This window comes from Allobosea sp. AAP35, assembly GCF_001295925.1.
Lineage (GTDB): Bacteria > Pseudomonadota > Alphaproteobacteria > Rhizobiales > Beijerinckiaceae > Allobosea.
Genome location: NZ_LJHQ01000037.1, coordinates 108,255 through 123,320 on the forward strand (window position 1 = coordinate 108,255; position 15,066 = coordinate 123,320).

The following is a 15,066-nucleotide window of genomic DNA, read 5'->3' on the forward strand; positions in this document are numbered from 1 at the left end:
CGGCCGGCCACATTGCACCGATTGTCTACGGAGTGTATACACTAGGCTGTCCATGTAAAGCGGCGGCGGACCAGGAATGTGTGCTTTTAGATGACGGCTCTGCGAATTGCGGACGGGTTCCAGCGCGGCGCGGCCGTGACCTTCGAGGTCGATGGCAGTCCTGTGCGGGCCCATCGCGGCGAGACGCTGGCAGCAGCGCTGATGGCAGCGGGGATCGTCCGGTTGCGCCACAGCCCCCGTGATGGCGTGGCGCGGGGTGCCTATTGCTTCATGGGCGTCTGCCAGGAATGCGTCGTGCGGGTCGATGGCGTGCTGCGGCAATCATGCCAGGTCGGTGTCGAGGACGGACTTCGCATCGAACTGAGGGGTTCGGTCTGAGATGGCGGCGTCGATGGCGCGGGACGCCGATCTCATCGTCATCGGCGCCGGCCCGGCCGGCGCTGCGGCGGCGCTGGCCGCCTGCCGGTCCGGCCTGTCCGTCGTGCTGCTCGACGAAGCAGCGGCGCCCGGTGGACAGGTCTATCGCGCCCCGCCACCGGGCCTCTCGGTCGCGCCCGAGCGCCAGGGCGCCGACGAGCGGTTGGGTGATGCACTGCGCGACCAGGTCGCGGCGTCCGCCGTGATGTGGCGTGGCGGCGCGCGCGTCTGGTCGATCTCGGATGCTTTTCGGGTCGATGCGGTGATGGCGTCTGGGAACGAGAGTTTCACCGCACCTCGGCTGGTCGCGGCGACCGGCGCCCATGAGCGGCTGGTGCCCTTTCCAGGCTGGACGATGCCGGGCGTGATCGGGCTCGCAGCCGCGACGATCCTGCTGAAATCGCAGGGTATGGTGCCGGGCCGGCGCACGGTCGTCGCCGGCTGCGGGCCGCTGCTCGCCGCTGTCGCAGCCAAGATCGTCGCCGGCGGCGGCATCGTTGCCGCGGTTGTCGATCTCGCGGGCCCCGGCGATTGGCTGAAGGCGCTGCCCCGAATGGCGAGCCGGCCGGATCTGCTTCGGCAGGGGCTCGGATGGGCGCTGAAGCTGGGCGCCGCACGCGTGCCGGTGCTGTTTCGCCATACGGTCACTTCCGTGTCCGGCGAGGAAGGCTGCGAGGCGGTGACGGTCGCGCCTGTTGATGCGGAGGGGCGGCTGACGGGCGGCCGCTCGCGCGTCTTTGAAGCGGATGCGCTCGCCATCGGCCATGGGCTGGTGCCGGGCAGCGAGATACCGAAGCTGCTGCGGGCGGCGCATCGCTACGCGCCGGAGGCGGGCGGTTGGGCGCCGGAGCGCGATGCGTTCGGGCGCTGCTCTGTCGCGGGGCTCTATGCGGTCGGTGACGGAGCGGCCGTCGCGGGCGCCGAGCCGGCGCGGCTCTCGGGCCATCTCGCGGGCCTCGCGGTGGCGCATGACGCCGGGCGGCTGACGCCCGCCGCCTTCGAGCGCGAGGCCGCCTCTGTTCAAGCCGAGCGCGACCGGATGCTCGTCTTCGCTGGAGCGATCAACCGGCTGATGCGGGCGCGGCCGGCGATGGTCGAGGCGCTCGCTCCGGAGACCGTCATCTGCCGTTGCGAGGATGTCCGCCGCGGCGAGATCGAGGCCGCCATCGCGGCCGGCGCGCGCGAGATCAACCAGCTCAAGCATTTCACCCGCTGCGGCATGGGCCCCTGCCAGGGCCGGATGTGCGGCGAGACGGCGGCGACGCTGCTCGCCCGCCATGTCGGTTCGCGCGAGGCGGTGGGCTACTGGACCGGGCGGCCGCCGCTTCGGCCGGTGCCGCTGGCCGATCTGCTCGGCCAGTTCGACTATGCCGACATCCCCGTGCCGACGCCGGCCCCGCTATGAGCGCGCCCTACGATCTCGCCATCGTCGGCGGCGGCATCCATGGCGCGACGGTGGCGCTGTTTTGCGCCCGCGCCGGCATGAGGACCGTGCTGTTCGAGCGCGGCAGCCTCTGCCGCGAGGCGTCGGGCGTGAATGCAGGCACCCTGACCATGCAGATGACGCGGGTGGCGCTGATCCCTTACGCGCTTCAGGCGCATGCGATGTGGGCCTCGGCGCGCGAGTGGCTGGGGCATGATGTCGGCGTCGTCGTCTGCGACGGGCTCTCGCTCGCCTTCACGCAGCGCGAGGCCGAACTGCTCAGCTTCCGTGCCGGCAAGCGCCGCGAGGCGGGCGCGCCGATCGAGCTGATCTCGGCGCAGGCCGCGCACGCGGTCGAGCCGGGGCTCGGCGAAGGCGTGTTGCTCGCCGGGCATTGCAAGGTCGATGGCTACGCCAACGCCTATCTGACGGGCCAGGCCTATCGCGCCGCACTGATCGAGGCCGGGGTCGATCTGCGCGAGCAGACGCCGGTGTCGGGTGTGGATCGCGAGGACGGAGGCTTCGCGGTGCAGATTGCGTCGGGCCCCGTTCGGTCGAAGCGGATCGTGCTGGCCGGTGGCGTCTGGCTCGAGGAGATGGCGGCCTGGCTCGGCATCGACTTGCCCATCAAGGTGCTGGTGAATCAGCTCGCGGTCACCGAGCGTGTGGCGCCGGTCATGCGCACCGTCGTCGGCATCGCCAGCGGGCTGCTGTCGCTCAAGCAGTATCCGCACGGCACGGTGGTGATCGGCGGCGGCTGGCAGGGCAGGGGCAACCGTGCGCGCGGTGGCGCGGAAATCGTGCCTGAAAGCCTCGTCGGCAATATGCGCCTCGCCTGCCACGCGATCCCCGCGCTGCGCAGCGCCAGGCTGGCGCGCGCCTGGGCGGGGCTGGAGGCTGAAACCCGCGACGCGCTGCCTGCGGCCGGGCCCATCCCGGGCATCCCCGACGCCTATATCTGCGGCAGCGTCCATTCCGGCTACACCAGCGGCCCCTACATCGCGCGGCTGCTGGCCCAGCGCATCCTCGGGCAGCAGCCCGCCGATCCGCTTTTCCCGATCGACCGGCTGCTGGCCCCGCCCGCCGCCGAGACCACCCCTTCCGCCGCCGAAGGCCGAGCCACCGATGAACAGCCACAGCATGTCTGACCCCGTCATCGCATCTGACAGTGGTGTCGCCGCCGCCATCGCGCGCCTGACCGGCATCCATGCGGCGACGATCTGCCCGATGACGCCGGATTTCCGCGTCGACGAGCAGGCCCTGGCCGATCACGTCGCGATGGTGGCGGGGCATGACGGCATCGAGGGCTTGCTGATCAACGGCCATGCCGGCGAGAACTTCCTGCTGAACCGCGAGGAGAAGCGCCGCGTCGTCGCGATCTGCCGGGAGGTGCTGGGGCCGGGCGTCTTCCTCACCAGCGGCGTCAACGCCGAATCCAGCCTTGAGGCTGCGCTGCATGCTGGTGATGCGGAGGAGGCCGGCGCCGACGCGATCCTGCTGTTTCCGCCCAATGCCTGGGGTCTGTTCCGCGACCGCGACTCGGCGCTGCTGCACCACCGGCACGCCATGGCCGGTTGCAGCCTGCCCTTCCTGCTTTACCAGGCCCCCGTCGGGGCAGGGGCCATGCCCTATGACCCCGCAACGCTGGCCGGGCTGGTCGCGCTGCCGCGCGTCTGCGGCATCAAGGAGGGCAGCTGGGAGGTTGCGACCTACGACGCCAATCGGCGGCTCGCCAAGGGATTGCGACCCGATCTCGCGGTGCTGGGCTCCGGCGACGAGCATCTGCTGACAAGCTATCTGATCGGCTCCGAGGGCAGCCAGGTCAGCCTCGCGGCGGTGACGCCGGCGCCGCTGGTCGGGCTCTGGCGCGCGGCGCAGGCCGGCGATTGGGATGCGGCGCGACACTGGCATGACGCGATCTATCCGCTGGCCTGCGCGGTCTATCGCGAGGCGCCGGGCGGGCGCGCCACGACTCGGCTCAAGGCCTGTCTGAAGATCCTGGGACGGCTCGCCTGCGATGCCGTCCGCCCGCCCTTCGCGCCGCTGCCGCCGGAGGAGTACCACCGGCTCGAAAAGGCGCTCGCCCATGTCGAGAAAGCGGGCGCCGGGCGTTGACAAGCGAGACGGCCGGTGGCCTGATTGCATGCCAAACGTATACAATGCCAACGCTGCCGCACTTTCTGAGGAGGCTTGAATGACGATGTCGCGCTTCGCCTGCCTGCTCGCTGCCTGCCTCGGAATGGGCGCAACCGCGCCGGCCTCGGCCCGCTCGCTCGACGAGATCCTGAGGGCGGGCGAGCTTCGCGTCGGCGTCAACCCGACGCTGCCGCCGCGCGCCCTGTTCAACGAGAAGAACGAGATCGACGGCTTCGAGCCGGAACTGGCCAAGGCGGTGGCCGACAAGCTCGGCGTGAAGCTCACGCTGGTCCAGGTCGGTTCGCCCGACCGCATTCCCTTCGTCGTGGCCGACAAGGTCGACCTCGTCATGGGCGCGATGAGCCGCACCTCCGAGCGCGCCAAGGTGATCGACTTCACCGCGCCGATCCATTCGGAGAATTACGGGATCGTCACCACGGACGCGAAGCCGTTCACGAAGCTCGCCGATCTGAACAGCGAGAGCGTCACGCTGATCCAGGTGCGCGGCACGACCGCGATCCCCTTCATCCAAAAGAACCTCCCCAAGGCCAAGCTCGTCCTGCTCGATAACTACAACGATCGCGACCGGGCGCTGGCGCAGGGACGGGGCGATGCCTCCTTCGACGGCATCGATGCGGTCGCCTACCGGCTGAAGATCTTCCCGGCGATCAAGTGGAAGGTCGTCGCGACGCCCGAATACGGCGTCACCTATTCGAGCTTCGGCGTCGCCAAGGGCAATCATGGCCTGCGCGACTGGCTCAACATCGCGCTCTACGAGTTGCACACCGCCGGCACGGTCGAGGCGATCTGGGAGAAATGGTTCCTCAAGCCGATGGACACGAAAGTGCCCGTCACGCCGTATTTCTGATGCCTCTGAGCCGTCCAAAGCCGATGGTCCTCGGGACCCAACCCCCGTCATTCCGGACAAGCGGCGTAGCCGCGCCGATCCGGAATCCATCGAAGGGCGCTGACGCTCTACGATGGATTCCGGGTCTACGCTGCGCTTCGCCCGGAATGACGGAGCGGGTGTTGCAATGTAGCCGGTCGCTTTCCTAATGGCCTACACCCTCCAATACGGGCAGGTGACGCCCTATCTCGGCTATCTCGCCGGTGGCGCGTGGCTGGCGCTGCAGCTGGCGGCGATCGCCTTCGTGATCGGCTGGGTGATCGGGCTCGTCTGCGCCTCGGTTCTCGAATACGGCCCTCGGCCGCTGCGCTGGCTGGTCAAGGCCTATGTGATCTTCTTCCTCAACACGCCGCTGCTGGTGCAGATCTTCTTCCTGTATTTCGCCCTGCCGGACTGGGGCATCGTGCTGGGTTCCTACCAGGCCGTGCTGCTGGGCATGGCGATCAATGCGGGCGCCTATCTCACCGAGATCCAGCGGGCCGGTTTCCGGTCGATCCGCAAGGCCGAGGTCGAGGCGGCGGAGACGCTGGGCTTCTCGCGCATCCAGATCATCCGCTACGTTGTCCTGCCGCATATCGCCAAGGTTCTGTTTCCGCCCCTGTCGAACCAGTACATCATCCTGACGATGACGACCTCGATCGCGGCGATCTTCGGCGTCGAGGAACTGACCGGGCGGACCTACAACATCAACGCCCAGACCTTCCGCTCCTTCGAGATCTTCTCGATCGCGGCGCTCTACTACATCGCGCTCACCCTGGTCGCGAGCGCGGCGCTCTATGCGGTGGGCCGCTACTTCTTCCGCATCAAGGGGCGAGTCTTTTGATGGGCAGGGTGTTCTGATGGCTTCGCTCCTCGAGGAGGCCCCGCGCTTCTTCAGCTATTACAACCTGATCTTCCTCGGGCAGGCCTTCGCCTATACCGCGCTGCTGTCGCTCGTCGGCTGCGGGTTGGGATTCCTGATCGGTTTCGTGCTGGCGGTGCTGCGCAACGACCGGATCGTCGGCTTCGCGCCGCTGCGCTGGTTCGCCACTGTTTATGTCGAGATCTTCCGGCGCATCCCCTTCCTGGTGAAGCTGATGGTGGTGTTCTTCGCCTTCCAGCTCGCCGGTTTCGACGCCAGCATGTTCGCGGTCGCGGCAACGACCGTGGCGCTCTCGGCCTCTGCCTTCTCGGCCGAGAACATCCGCGCCGGGCTCGAATCCGTGCACAAGAACCAGTGGGACGCCGCCGAGACCATGAACATGGGCGGGCTGACCGCGCTTCGCCGGGTGATCCTGCCGCAATCCTGGGCGATCATCATCCCGCCCTCGATGACCTATTCCGTCGGGCTGGTGAAGAGCACCTCGATCGCCTCCCAGATCGGCGTTCTGGAGCTGACCTATGCCGCCAAGATCCTCAACCAGAAGGGTTTTTCGGCTGCGATCTGCTTCGGGACGATCCTGATCCTCTATTTCCTCCTCTGCTATCCCATGAACCTGTTCGCATCGCATCTGGAGCGCCGGCTTGCCCCATCTCGTCATCGATAGGCTCAGCGCCAATTACGGCACGGCGCCGGTCCTGCAGGATGTCTCGCTGTCTGTCGAGCGCGGCGAGATCGTCTCGATCATCGGCCCCTCCGGCTCCGGGAAGAGCACGCTGTTGCGCGTGCTGACGGGCCTGCTGAAGCCGCATGCCGGCGTCGTCCATGTCGCGGGCGCGCAGGTCGACTATGGCAGCGCGGCCGCGCTGAAAAAGGTGCGCGACCGCTTCGCGGTCGTGTTCCAGCAGTACAACCTGTTCCAGAACATGACCGCCCTGCGCAACGTCACGATCGCGCCGACGATCGTGAAGAAGCGCGACGCCGTCGAGGTCGAGCGCGAGGCGCGCGCGCTGCTCGAGAAGGTCGGACTGTCGCACCGCATCGAAGCCTATCCGGACGAGTTGTCGGGCGGCCAGCAGCAACGCGTCGCGATCGCGCGGGCATTGGCGCTCAAACCCGAGATCCTGCTGCTCGACGAGGTGACGTCGGCGCTCGATCCCGAACTCGTCGCCGAGGTGCTCGACACCATCCGCGTGCTGGCCGCCGAGGGCATGACCATGCTGATCGTCAGCCACGAGATGGGCTTCGTCCGCGAGATCTCGAGCAAGGTCGTGTTCATGGCCGATGGCAAGGTCGTCGAGGTCGGACCGCCCCAGCAGATATTCGACGCGCCGCAGACCGAGCGCTGCGCCGATTTCGTCCGCCGCATCCTGCGGCACTGAAGGAAGAGCCCCGATGAGCTACGGCATGCATTACCTCAAGGGCGCCGTGGATTGCCATGTCCACACCTGCCCGCATCTCAACGGGCGCAGCGCCAACATCTTCGAGTCGGTTCGGCAGGCCGCGGCGGCCGGCATGCGCGCCATCGGGCTGATGGACAATTTCATGAATTCGTCTGGCTATGCCGCGCTGGCGGCGGCCGAGCTCGGCGATCTCGGCATCGAGATTTTTGGGGGGCTGATCATGCAGCCCACCGCCGGCGGCGTGACCTATGAGGCGGCGCGCAATGCCGTCGACTACGGCTATGGGCCGGGCATGGGCGCGCGCTTCCTGTCGCTGCCGACCCATCACACCAAGGCGGTGGCGCGGCGCGAGGGGCGCACGGGGCTCTATCTCGAAGCCGCCTTCGGCGTGCATGAGAGCGGCAAGGTGCCCGACCCGGTGCCCGCGATCATCGACCTCTGCGCCGAGCGCGACATCGTCTTCGATTGCGGTCATGTCGATGGCTGGGAGGCGGTGGCGCTGGCGGAAGAGGCGAAGAAGCGCGGGGCTGCACGCGTGCGCACCCATGCCGGCGGCTACGACACGCAGACCATCGAGACGCTGGTTTCGCTTGGCGCCTATTGCGAGTTCTCGTTCTTCGTCCTGACCCATGCGACGCAGGTCGGGCTCACCCATGTTGACCAGGAGAAGCACCGCGCACCCTCCAAGACGGTGCAGGATTTGACGCCGAAGATCCGCGCGGCGGGCGACAAGGCGATCGTCTCGGGCGATGCCGGCATCTATCTGCTGCCGCCCCCGGTCGAGGCCTTCCGGGAGTTCCTGGTGCTGCTCGAAACGGACGGGTTCAGCGAGGCCGAGTTGCGGCTCATGAGCAGCAGGAACCCTGCCGATCTGTTCAGGATCGGCAGTTTTCACCCCTGATGCCGAGCGCCGGATCGAACCCGGCCTGGCGCTGTGCGACCGGAGTCAGGCTGCGGTCCAGGCCTCGTACCAGGTCTTGAACAACGCCAGCTGGGTGCGGGCGTAATGCTTCTGGCCGTCGCTGAGGCTGTCGGAGGCGTTGAAGTGCAGCTCGTATTCCGGGCTGCCTTCGAGCACCATCAGGTATTTGTAGAACAGAACGAGGTCGGGTCCCTCGTCGAAGCTCGACAGGACTGCGAGCGCGCCGTCGAGTTCGAGCGCCTTGGCGCGCGCCGCGACATCACCCCGGGCGGCCTTCTCGCAAAGCGCGACCAGATGCAGCACGGGTTTGGGCAGGACGTTGCCGATGCCGGTGATCGCGCCGCTGGCACCGCAATTGACGAAGCCGTGGAAGACCTGCGTGTCAACGCCGACCATCAGGGTGATGTCGTCCGACTGCCCGGTGATGTTCTCGGCTGCATAGATCAGGCTCTTCGCGCCGCCGAACTCCTTGAACCCGACCAGGTTCGGGAAGTCTTCGCGGAGCTGGAAGAACAGCTCGGCACGGGTCTCGAAGCCGTAATAGGGGCTGTTGTAGATCACGGCCGGCAGGCCGTCGGCCGCCTCCAGGATCGCGGCGAAATGCGCCTTCTGGGCGGAAGGCGAGGGGCCGCGCGACAGCACGCGGGGGATGACCATCAACCCCTTGGCGCCGACCTTCCTGGCGTGGGCGGCGAGAGCCGCAGCGCGCTGCGTGTTCTGCGCGCCGGTGCCGACGATGACCGGGACACCGGCCTTGGCCAGCTGCGCGACGCCCTCCATGCGCTGCTCGTCGGTCAGGAGCGGCCAGTCGCCCATCGAGCCGCAATAGACGACAGCCGACATGCCGGCCGCGACCAGTTCCCGGCCCTTGGCCACGAGGGCGTCGAAGTCGGGGGAGCGGTCCGCCTTGCAGGGGGTCATGAGAGCCGGGATCGTGCCGGCGAAGACATTCGAAGCCATGGGGCGCTTCCTCTGGATTTTTTAGGTGGTCAAGCGAGTGGGGCTCCCGGCCGGCCCAGCGCGCACTGCGCGGGCCGGCTTAAGGGATCGCGATCAGGCCTCGTAGGCGAAGGGGTCGTCGACGGTGTGGGCGGGCTGGGTGAACCAGTGGGCGCCGTCTTCCGCCATGTAGGCGATGTCCTCGAGGCGCACGCCGAACTCGCCATAGATGCACATCATCGGCTCGATCGAGAAGCACATGCCGACCTGAAGCGGCGTCTTGTTGCCCTTCACCATGAAGGATTCCTCATGGACGTCGAGGCCCAGACCATGGCCGGTGCGGTGGGGCAGGCCCGGCACCTTGTAGCCGGGGCCGAAGCCGGCCGCCTCGATGACGCCACGCGCGCCGAAATCGACGTTTTCGCAGGGCGCGCCGAGCTGGGCCGCCGCGAAGCCGGCGAGCTGCGCCTTCTTCTCGAGGTTCCAGATCTCGCGCTGGCGGTCGGTCGGCTCGCCGAAGACATAGGTGCGGGTGATGTCGGAGCGATAGCCGCCGACCTTGGTGCCCATGTCGATCAGCACCATGTCGCCGTCCGCCAGGGTTTGCTCATAAGGCACGCCATGGGGATAGGCCGTGGCCTCGCCGAACTGGGCGGCGCCGCTGGTCCAGTTCATCCCGAGCTTGCGATGGGCGCGGTCGAGGAAGTCCTTGGTCTGCGCCGTGGTGACGCCGACCTGCAGCGCGCGGGCAGCGGCGCGGTGGACCTCCATGGTGATGTCCATGGCGCGCTGGATCAGGGCGATCTCGGCGGCCGACTTCACCTGCCGGCAGGCGGCCGTGATAGAATTGCCATGGGTGAAGGTGAAGCGGTTGCCGGCCTTGCGCAAACCGTCGACGATGTAGAACGGCGTGTGCGGATCGAGCGCGACCTGGCCGCTCTCGTAGCCCATGCTGCGGATGGTCTCGACGACGAGTTCGGTCGGGTCCTCATGCTCTTCCCAGCAGCGTACATCGTCGCCGAACTTCATGTATTCGCGCGTCTTGGGCTCCTCGAAGGTCGGGCTGAGATAGGCGATCTCGCCCTCGACGGGGATGATCGCTCCATGCAGGCGCTCGGTCAGGTTGAGCTGCATGCCGGTGAAATAGGCCAGGCTGGTCGAGGTATCGAGATAGAGCGCCTGCAGCCCCTGCTCGCGCAGCAACTTTTGCGCCTTGGCGACGCGTTCCTTGAATTCCGTGACCGCGATCGGCTCGATGCCGTCCGTCATCGGCTTCAATTTGGCGAGTTCCGCCTCGAAGCTCGATCCACCCACACCGATCGTCATGGTCATTGTCCTCGTCAGTCAGTCTTTGAAGTTGGAGCCTTGAAAGCGGTTGTGTCTCAGGCGGCCGGCGCCTGCGGCTCGACCAGGAACCCCTCGCCGGGCGGCAAGAGCTGCAGCAGGTCGTGGCGGACGGCGAGAACATGGTCGAGCGTCAGCCGGGCCGCGCCCTCGGCGTCGCCGGCGCGGCAGAGCGCAAGCAGGGTGGCATGTTCGCGCTTGGCCCGGGTGGTCGCGCCGTCCGACATGGCGAGCTGGACGCGGGTGTAGCGGTCGGTGTTGGCGAGCAGGACGCGGACCAGTTCGAGCGTCTGGTTGCGGCCCGACGCGCGGTAAAGCGAGAGGTGGTATTCGCGGTTGAGCTCGCCATAGGCTTCGAGATCGCCCCGGCCGATCGCGGCCGCGTAATCGGTCAGCAAGGTTTCGGCTTGGGCAAAATCGCTTGCAGTCAGCCGCGGCACGGCGCGCCGGATCAGGTCGGGCTCCAGCATGGCGCGCAGATCGAAGAGTTCGGCGATATCGAGTGCCGACAGCGCGGTGACGACAGCGCCGCGATGCGGATGGAGCGTGACCAGCCCTTCGGCGGCAAGCTGGTGGAAGGCTTCGCGGATGGGAATGCGGCTGATGCCGAATTCCCTGGCCAGCGCGTCCTGCCGCAGCGCCTCGCCGGCCGCGACCGCGCCGGACAGAATCCGGCGGCGGAGTTCCATCACGGCCGCCCCCGTGACGGTCTGGCGCAGCAGCGGCGCTCTCGAACGCGTGGGCAGGGTCGCGATCATGCCGGGTCGGCTCACTGGGCGCTGTAGCGGCGTTGAACAAGCAGCCCCGACACCGCGGTCAAGGTGAGCGTCGTCAGCATCAAGATGAAGGCGATCGCCGCGGCGAACGGCCAGTTGTTGTTCACGGCGAACTCCCGATAGAGCATCGGCGCCATCATCTGGAAGCGCGCGCCGCCGAGCAGGAAGGGGGTGGCATAGGCATTCATCGCCAGGATGAAGCACAGGATGCCGCCCGTGCCGATGCCCGGCAGAGCGAGCGGCAGCACCACATGCCAGAAGCGCCGCGTCGGATCGGCGCCGAGGCTGTCGGCGGCCTCCTCCAGCCGCGCATCGATTCCCTCGATCACGCTCTGCAGGGTCAGGATCATATACGGCAGATTGATCGAGAGGATGCCGATCCCGACCGCAAACGAGGTGTAGAGCAGCGAGATGCCGCTGCCGCCGAGCGCGCCATAGGCCGCATCGACGATGCCGCCGCGGCCGAGCACACCCATCCAGCCGAGCGCGCGCACCGTGGAACCGATGAAGAGCGGCAGGATGATCAGCAGCACGCCAAGCGATTTCCAGCGGCTCTGCGAGCGGGCGAGCTTGTAGGCGATCGGGAAGCCGAGGAGCAGGCACAGCAGCGTCGTGACGATGGCGATGCTGAAGGTCGTCCAGAGCACGCCGGTGTAGAACGGGTCGGTCACGAAGCGGAGATAGTTCTCCGGCGTGAAGGCCTCGATCATGAAGGTGCGGCGGTCGTACTGGTTCAGGCTGTAGCGGGCGAGCAGCGCCAGCGGCAGCACCAGCGACAGCATGACGACCATGGTCGCCGGCCCGATGAGCAGCGAAGCGGTGAGCCCCTCGGGCCGGCGGTTTTTCATGTCAGCGCCGGTCCAGCAGACGACGCCACCAGTCGTTCATGTCGTCACGGGTGGCGCTCAGCTGGGGGTAGGGGGCGGGCATCAGCTTTGCTCCCTCGGGCAGCGCCAGCCGCGTGGCGACCTCGCCTTCCAGCGCCGCATTTGTGACGGTCGGGTGATAGCCCATGCTGTCGGCGAAGCCGCGCTGGGCGCGGGGGTCGAGCGCGGCGTTGATATAGGCGAAGGCGGCCGCCTTGTTGGGCGCATTCTTCAGCACGCACATGCTGGACACGTAAGTCAGGCAGCCCTCGGTCGGGAAGGACGACTTCATCTCGACGCCGCCCTTGGTCCAGAACAGGACGCGGGCATGCCAGACCAGGCCGACATCGATCTCGCCGGACTTGATCGCCGGAGCGAAGGCCTCCGTCGAGGTGTAGGCCTTGGCGCCGGCCTTGATCAGCTTCTCGAGCGTGCCCTTGACCTCGGTGATCTTGCCCGGATCGCCCTGCTGCTTGAGGGCGGCGGCCATGGCGACCCAAATGTAGCTGTTGTCGAGGATGCCGACCTTGCCGCCATAGGCCGCCATTTCGTCGAAGGTCTTGGGCGGCGTCTTCACGCGCTCGGGGCTGTAGGCGATCACCTGCGGGCTGTAGATATGCGGGATCGAATAGGGGGTCGCGAAGGCCGGCTGGACGTATTTGAGGTTCGGCACCTTGCCCTCATCAAGGGGCTCCAGCATGCCGGAATCCTCGAGGTCGTAGGCGGCGGGCGCCTGAAGGCAGATCACATCGACACTGCCGCGCGGCAGGCGGCGCTGCGCGATCGCCTTGGCGACGCGGGTCGGCTCGGTGCCGGCGTCCTGGACGACTTCGATGCCCTTGGGCTTGAGCAGCGGCTCCTCGATGTTCTGCGTCAGGAGCCTGGCGTAATCGCCGCCCCAAGTGCTGAGCACGCAACGTCCGGGCTCCTGCGCGCGCAGGACGGCGGGCGCGAAGATCGGCGTCGCGGCGGCGCCGGCGGCCAGTGTCAGAAGGTGGCGTCGATTGGGTGTGAAGCTATCCGTCATCGTGTGTTCCCCTGTTTTCTGGTTGTTGGTCGGCAGATGCGTCAGGCGGTCATCGGTCAGGCGGCTTCCATCGCTGCGATGGTGGTTCCCTTCGCGTCGAACAGGCGTTCGTTGAGCGCGTCCCAGGTGATGGCGATGGTCTCGCCCATGACGCGCCTCGTCCCGCCGGTCGCGCCGGTGGGTTCATGCAGGGCAAGGCTGCTGCCCTCCTCGAACGACAACAGATAATCGACATGGCCGCCGACATAGGTCGCGTCCTCGACCCGGGCCGTCGCGCGGGGCGGCGAGACGTCGCCATCGACTTGTAAGCGCACCCGCTCCGGGCGCAGCGCCAATGTGTGCGGTCCGCGCTGCGTGTAGCTGCGGGCGAGCTTCATCACCCCTCCGCCAGGCAGGCGGAAGGTGTCGGCATCGACCAGTTCGCCCTTGATCAGGTTGCTGTGGCCGATGAAGCGCGCGACGAACGGATTCAGCGGCTGCTCGTAGAGCTCCTCCTGGGTTCCGACCTGCTGGACCCGGCCCTCGTTCATCAGCACCAGACGGTCGGCCATGGTCATGGCCTCGTCCTGGTCGTGCGTCACCATCAGCGCGGTGAGGCCGGCGGCACGCTGGAGCTGTCGGATCTCGCGCGCGACCGACTGGCGCAGGTTGGCGTCGAGGTTGGAGAGCGGCTCGTCGAGGAGCAGCACCTTGGGGCGGATCGCCAGCGCGCGGGCGAGCGCGACGCGCTGCTGCTGGCCGCCCGAGAGCTGCCGCGGGTAGCGGTCCGCCATGGTGGTCAGCTTGACCATCTCCAGCGTCTCTTCGAGGCGGCGGTCGATCTCGGGCTTGGACAATTTGCGCATGCGCAGCCCGAAGGTGACGTTCTGTGCCACCGTCAGATGCGGGAACAAAGCATAGCTCTGGAAGACCATGCCCATTTCGCGCTGATAGGGCGGCAGCGAGACATAATCCTTGCCCTCGACCAGGATGCGCCCGCGCGTGGCGGCCACGAAGCCGGCGACGAGCCGAAGCGTCGTGGTCTTGCCGCAGCCGGAAGGGCCGAGCAACACCAGCATCTCGCCCTGCGCAACCTCGAGGTTGACGTCCTCGACGGCGGCCGCGGAGCCGTAGATCTTGGTCAGGCCCTCGATGCGAAGATGGGAGGCGGCACTCATCAGACGACCTTGCTCAATTTGACATAGCGGTCGATCGCCAGCAGCAGCGCCGCGATGACGGCCGTCTGGACGACGACGACCGAGGCGACGAGGGGATCGAAGCGGTATTCGAGATATTGCAGCACCGAGATCGGGAATGTGATCATGCCCGGACTGATCAGGAACAGCGTCATCTCGATGTTCTCGAAGGAGACGATGAAGGCGAAGAGCGCCGCAGCGACAATGCCCTGGCGCATCATCGGCAAGGTCACGCTCCAGAGCACGCGGCCGGGCGAGGCGCCGAGATTGGCTGCGGCCTCCTCGATCGAGCGGTCGAGCTGGACGAGATTGGCGACGCAGAGCCGCACCACCCAGGGCGTCGTGATCAGCAGATGGGCGAGGATCAGCACCCAGTCCGAGCCGATCAACGGGAACTCGGTGCGGATCTCGATATCGACCATCAGCACATAGAGGCCGAGCCCGATGACGACGCCGGGCACGGTCAGCGGCGACAGCAACAGGACGTTGAGGGCGCTGCGGCCGGGAAAGCTGTAGCGCACCAGCGCGATGCTGGCAGGCACGCCGATCAGCAGGCTGCATAGCGTCGCCATGACCGCCACCCGCAGGCTGGTGCTGAGCGACTGGCCGAATTTCGGGAACTCGGCGAGGCGACCATACCAGGAGAGCGTGTAGCCGCTGGGCGGAAAGGTCACCACGCCGTCGGCGAACAGGCTCATATAGGCCGTCATCAGCAGCGGGATCAGCATCAGCGCGATGCCGGTCACCACCAGCAGCCGTGTCACCACGGTCAAGGCGGCGACGGTCCCGGGATTGCCGGGGACGGCCGTTCCGGGCGCGACTGCGACTGTCTGCTGTGTGGCCGCCAATCGGTTACCCCCCTCGAAAGCCCG

Annotated in this window: 16 protein-coding genes; 9 read left to right on the plus strand and 7 right to left on the minus strand. The window is 67.4% G+C overall.

The annotated features are described in order from the left end of the window. The first annotated feature begins 90 nt into the window (after positions 1-90). From IP69_RS12800 to IP69_RS12840, 9 genes are all read left to right on the plus strand, one after another. On the plus strand, positions 91-378 hold the full coding sequence (locus IP69_RS12800) for a (2Fe-2S)-binding protein (RefSeq protein WP_054143207.1): 288 nt from the start codon (positions 91-93) through the stop codon (positions 376-378). A gap of 13 nt (positions 379-391) precedes the next feature. Beyond that, complete coding sequence (locus IP69_RS12805) at positions 392-1,822, plus strand: NAD(P)/FAD-dependent oxidoreductase (RefSeq protein ID WP_156323436.1); 1,431 nt, start codon at positions 392-394, stop codon at positions 1,820-1,822. Continuing rightward, a complete protein-coding gene (locus IP69_RS12810) occupies positions 1,819-2,988 on the plus strand; it encodes an FAD-dependent oxidoreductase (protein WP_054143209.1) in 1,170 nt (389 codons plus the stop codon). Before IP69_RS12805 ends, IP69_RS12810 begins: the two co-directional genes overlap by 4 nt. After that, positions 2,981-3,955 carry a dihydrodipicolinate synthase family protein gene (locus IP69_RS12815; protein WP_054143210.1) on the plus strand — a complete coding sequence of 325 codons (975 nt, stop codon included), beginning with the start codon at positions 2,981-2,983 and terminating at the stop codon, positions 3,953-3,955. Before IP69_RS12810 ends, IP69_RS12815 begins: the two co-directional genes overlap by 8 nt. A 79-nt stretch (positions 3,956-4,034) precedes the next feature. Beyond that, entirely contained in the window at positions 4,035-4,844 is an 810-nt protein-coding gene (locus tag IP69_RS12820; protein WP_054143211.1) for a transporter substrate-binding domain-containing protein, read from the plus strand. 187 nt (positions 4,845-5,031) lie between these two features. After that, complete coding sequence (locus tag IP69_RS12825) at positions 5,032-5,706, plus strand: amino acid ABC transporter permease (RefSeq protein ID WP_054143212.1); 675 nt, start codon at positions 5,032-5,034, stop codon at positions 5,704-5,706. A 16-nt stretch (positions 5,707-5,722) separates the two neighbouring features. Next, a complete protein-coding gene (locus IP69_RS12830) occupies positions 5,723-6,409 on the plus strand; it encodes an amino acid ABC transporter permease (RefSeq protein WP_082359272.1) in 687 nt (228 codons plus the stop codon). Then, a complete protein-coding gene (locus IP69_RS12835) occupies positions 6,387-7,124 on the plus strand; it encodes an amino acid ABC transporter ATP-binding protein (protein ID WP_054143213.1) in 738 nt (245 codons plus the stop codon). Before IP69_RS12830 ends, IP69_RS12835 begins: the two co-directional genes overlap by 23 nt. 13 nt (positions 7,125-7,137) lie before the next feature. Beyond that, positions 7,138-8,046: a DUF6282 family protein gene (locus tag IP69_RS12840; protein WP_054143214.1), complete on the plus strand. Its 909-nt coding sequence runs from the start codon at positions 7,138-7,140 to the stop codon at positions 8,044-8,046. 45 nt (positions 8,047-8,091) lie between these two features. Here IP69_RS12840 and IP69_RS12845 read toward each other — a convergent pair whose 3' ends face one another. The 7 genes from IP69_RS12845 to IP69_RS12875 all read right to left on the minus strand — a co-directional run bounded on the left by IP69_RS12845 (position 8,092) and on the right by IP69_RS12875 (position 15,042). Continuing rightward, positions 8,092-9,027 (minus strand): dihydrodipicolinate synthase family protein, encoded by a 936-nt coding sequence (locus IP69_RS12845; RefSeq protein ID WP_054143215.1) that lies wholly within the window; start codon positions 9,025-9,027, stop codon positions 8,092-8,094. Between the two features lie 93 nt (positions 9,028-9,120). Next, on the minus strand, positions 9,121-10,332 hold the full coding sequence (locus tag IP69_RS12850; RefSeq protein ID WP_054143297.1) for a Xaa-Pro peptidase family protein: 1,212 nt from the start codon (positions 10,330-10,332) through the stop codon (positions 9,121-9,123). Positions 10,333-10,388: 56 nt separating this feature from the next. Continuing rightward, positions 10,389-11,108, minus strand: coding sequence for a GntR family transcriptional regulator (locus tag IP69_RS12855; RefSeq protein WP_082359273.1), 720 nt, complete (start codon positions 11,106-11,108; stop codon positions 10,389-10,391). 11 nt (positions 11,109-11,119) lie between these two features. After that, a complete protein-coding gene (locus IP69_RS12860) occupies positions 11,120-11,974 on the minus strand; it encodes an ABC transporter permease (protein ID WP_054143216.1) in 855 nt (284 codons plus the stop codon). 1 nt (position 11,975) lies between these two features. Continuing rightward, positions 11,976-13,019 (minus strand): extracellular solute-binding protein, encoded by a 1,044-nt coding sequence (locus tag IP69_RS12865; RefSeq protein WP_054143217.1) that lies wholly within the window; start codon positions 13,017-13,019, stop codon positions 11,976-11,978. Between the two features lie 56 nt (positions 13,020-13,075). Continuing rightward, a complete protein-coding gene (locus tag IP69_RS12870) occupies positions 13,076-14,176 on the minus strand; it encodes an ABC transporter ATP-binding protein (protein ID WP_054143218.1) in 1,101 nt (366 codons plus the stop codon). Then, positions 14,176-15,042, minus strand: a complete 867-nt coding sequence (locus IP69_RS12875; protein WP_054143219.1) for an ABC transporter permease — start codon at positions 15,040-15,042, stop codon at positions 14,176-14,178. Before IP69_RS12875 ends, IP69_RS12870 begins: the two co-directional genes overlap by 1 nt. Positions 15,043-15,066 lie beyond the last annotated feature (24 nt).

What these genes read in the sequence shown, in the direction of transcription:
- IP69_RS12855 (WP_082359273.1), bottom strand. Translation starts at nt 11,108, where the DNA reads ATGATCGCGACCCTGCCCACGCGTTCGAGAGCGCCGCTGCTGCGCCAG.
- IP69_RS12870 (WP_054143218.1), bottom strand. Translation starts at nt 14,176, where the DNA reads ATGAGTGCCGCCTCCCATCTTCGCATCGAGGGCCTGACCAAGATCTAC.
- IP69_RS12800 (WP_054143207.1), top strand. Translation starts at nt 91, where the DNA reads ATGACGGCTCTGCGAATTGCGGACGGGTTCCAGCGCGGCGCGGCCGTG.
- IP69_RS12865 (WP_054143217.1), bottom strand. Translation starts at nt 13,019, where the DNA reads ATGACGGATAGCTTCACACCCAATCGACGCCACCTTCTGACACTGGCC.
- IP69_RS12805 (WP_156323436.1), top strand. Translation starts at nt 392, where the DNA reads ATGGCGCGGGACGCCGATCTCATCGTCATCGGCGCCGGCCCGGCCGGC.
- IP69_RS12845 (WP_054143215.1), bottom strand. Translation starts at nt 9,027, where the DNA reads ATGGCTTCGAATGTCTTCGCCGGCACGATCCCGGCTCTCATGACCCCC.
- IP69_RS12830 (WP_082359272.1), top strand. Translation starts at nt 5,723, where the DNA reads ATGGCTTCGCTCCTCGAGGAGGCCCCGCGCTTCTTCAGCTATTACAAC.
- IP69_RS12820 (WP_054143211.1), top strand. Translation starts at nt 4,035, where the DNA reads ATGACGATGTCGCGCTTCGCCTGCCTGCTCGCTGCCTGCCTCGGAATG.
- IP69_RS12860 (WP_054143216.1), bottom strand. Translation starts at nt 11,974, where the DNA reads ATGAAAAACCGCCGGCCCGAGGGGCTCACCGCTTCGCTGCTCATCGGG.
- IP69_RS12810 (WP_054143209.1), top strand. Translation starts at nt 1,819, where the DNA reads ATGAGCGCGCCCTACGATCTCGCCATCGTCGGCGGCGGCATCCATGGC.
- IP69_RS12815 (WP_054143210.1), top strand. Translation starts at nt 2,981, where the DNA reads ATGTCTGACCCCGTCATCGCATCTGACAGTGGTGTCGCCGCCGCCATC.
- IP69_RS12825 (WP_054143212.1), top strand. Translation starts at nt 5,032, where the DNA reads ATGGCCTACACCCTCCAATACGGGCAGGTGACGCCCTATCTCGGCTAT.
- IP69_RS12850 (WP_054143297.1), bottom strand. Translation starts at nt 10,332, where the DNA reads ATGACGATCGGTGTGGGTGGATCGAGCTTCGAGGCGGAACTCGCCAAA.
- IP69_RS12840 (WP_054143214.1), top strand. Translation starts at nt 7,138, where the DNA reads ATGAGCTACGGCATGCATTACCTCAAGGGCGCCGTGGATTGCCATGTC.